The following is a 2500-nucleotide window of genomic DNA, read 5'->3' on the forward strand; positions in this document are numbered from 1 at the left end:
GAGGTGTTGAAAGAGGGGAAAAACGGGTTTTGAAGCCTGCTTTTTTTGTCTTTTGGAAGAATAAAAAAGTTCATATTGACATATTGGAATACGACAGCGTAGAATCAATGAGGATTTTAGATTAATTACTTTGGGTTCGGGAGCGCTCTGGGTCGGATAGTTATTTAAGATTATACGATGGAGAGTTTGATCCTGGCTCAGGATGAACGCTAGCGGCAGGCCTAACACATGCAAGTCGAGGGGTAACATTGGTGCTTGCACCAGATGACGACCGGCGCACGGGTGCGGAACGCGTATCGAACCTGCCCCATTCAAGGGAATAGCCCATGGAAACGTGGATTAATGCCCCATAGCATCCTTATACCGCATGGTATTTGGATTAAAGATTTATCGGAATGGGATGGCGATGCGTACCATTAGCTAGTTGGTAAGGTAACGGCTTACCAAGGCAACGATGGTTAGGGGCCCTGAGAGGGGGATCCCCCACACTGGTACTGAGACACGGACCAGACTCCTACGGGAGGCAGCAGTGAGGAATATTGGACAATGGTCGGGAGACTGATCCAGCCATGCCGCGTGCAGGATGACTGCCCTATGGGTTGTAAACTGCTTTTTTACGGGAAGAAACCTACTTACGTGTAAGTAGCTGACGGTACCGTACGAATAAGGACCGGCTAACTCCGTGCCAGCAGCCGCGGTAATACGGAGGGTCCGAGCGTTATCCGGAATCATTGGGTTTAAAGGGTCCGTAGGCGGGCCTATAAGTCAGAGGTGAAAGGCCACGGCTCAACCGTGGGACTGCCTTTGATACTGTAGGTCTTGAGTTATAGTGGGGTTGCCGGAACATGTGGTGTAGCGGTGAAATGCATAGATATCACATAGAACACCTATCGCGAAGGCAGGTGGCCAACTATATACTGACGCTGATGGACGAAAGCGTGGGGAGCGAACGGGATTAGATACCCCGGTAGTCCACGCCGTAAACGATGGATACTAGCTGTGGGACTTCGGTTCCGTGGCCAAGCGAAAGTGATAAGTATCCCACCTGGGGAGTACGTTCGCAAGAATGAAACTCAAAGGAATTGACGGGGGCCCGCACAAGCGGTGGAGCATGTGGTTTAATTCGATGATACGCGAGGAACCTTACCAGGGCTTAAATGCAGGCTGCATGGGGCAGAGACGCCCCTTTCTTCGGACCGCCTGCAAGGTGCTGCATGGTTGTCGTCAGCTCGTGCCGTGAGGTGTCAGGTTAAGTCCTATAACGAGCGCAACCCCTGCCGTTAGTTGCCAGCATGTAAAGATGGGGACTCTAACGGGACTGCCGGTGCAAACCGAGAGGAAGGTGGGGACGACGTCAAATCATCACGGCCCTTACGTCCTGGGCCACACACGTGCTACAATGGCCGGTACAGAGGGAAGCCACCCCGCAAGGGGGCGCGGATCTACAAAGCCGGTCACAGTTCGGATCGGGGTCTGCAACTCGACCCCGTGAAGCTGGAATCGCTAGTAATCGCATATCAGCCATGATGCGGTGAATACGTTCCCGGGCCTTGTACACACCGCCCGTCAAGCCATGGAAGCTGGGAGTGCCTGAAGTCCGTCACCGTAAGGAGCGGCCTAGGGCAAAATCGGTAACTAGGGCTAAGTCGTAACAAGGTAGCCGTACCGGAAGGTGCGGCTGGAACACCTCCTTTCTAGAGAAGAAGGCCCAGGCCTTCCGACCCAAGGGGTTGGTCTGAAACCTTGTTGCCTACGCTGTCGTACCATATGTCATATAAAAATAATGTTGGTTACAAAAGGCCAAGACAGTCTCATAGCTCAGCTGGTTAGAGCGCTACACTGATAATGTAGAGGTCGGCAGTTCGAGTCTGCCTGAGACTACGAGAGGTGCCAAGTATGGAATACGGGGTACGAAGTTCTTTAAGAAATATTGAATAGGAAATTTTAGAGGTTGAGTTACCACGTTATGGTGAGCCGTTTTGAGACTGTTAACTAATAACTGTTAACTGAGCACTAAAAACGGGGAATTAGCTCAGCTGGCTAGAGCGCCTGCCTTGCACGCAGGAGGTCATCGGTTCGACTCCGATATTCTCCACGAGTTGAAGCTTTAAGCCTTAAGCTTATGGTTTCAAGCTAAAGTTCATTGACATATTGGAAAGCAAATCCGTAACGAGAGTTATGGATTATGAATAGAGAGAAGAAACTTGTAGTAAGATAGAATACATTTTTATTTAAGTAATATATAAGGATTACGAGGGGCACTGTACCTGCTGGTACAAGTGCGAACAAGCAAGAGAAGGGCGCATGGGGGATGCCTAGGCTCCCAGAGGCGATGAAGGACGTGGTAAGCTGCGAAAAGCCGCGGGGATCTGCACACGAGAGTTGATCCGCGGATGTCCGAATGGGGCAACCCGGCATGTTGAAGGCATGTCATTCCGATTTATCGGAAAGCGAACCCGCTGAACTGAAACATCTAAGTAGGCGGAGGAGGAGAAAACAA

Annotated in this window: 2 tRNA genes and 2 rRNA genes (1 of these 4 cut by a window edge); all 4 read left to right on the plus strand. The window is 50.9% G+C overall.

Features of this window, described 5'->3' with window-relative positions:
• Positions 1-174: 174 nt before the first annotated feature.
• Positions 175-1694, plus strand: a 16S ribosomal RNA gene (locus HCU67_RS16470).
• Positions 1695-1807: 113 nt separating this feature from the next.
• A tRNA-Ile gene (locus HCU67_RS16475) sits at positions 1808-1881 on the plus strand.
• Between the two features lie 140 nt (positions 1882-2021).
• Positions 2022-2095, plus strand: a tRNA-Ala gene (locus tag HCU67_RS16480).
• Positions 2096-2283: 188 nt separating this feature from the next.
• Positions 2284-2500, plus strand: a 23S ribosomal RNA gene (locus HCU67_RS16485) (it continues 2584 nt past the right edge of the window).
• The 16S and 23S rRNA genes sit together here with 2 tRNA genes alongside, the layout of an rRNA operon.

The sequence above is a fragment of the Croceivirga thetidis genome (assembly GCF_012272815.1).
Taxonomy (GTDB): domain Bacteria; phylum Bacteroidota; class Bacteroidia; order Flavobacteriales; family Flavobacteriaceae; genus Croceivirga; species Croceivirga thetidis.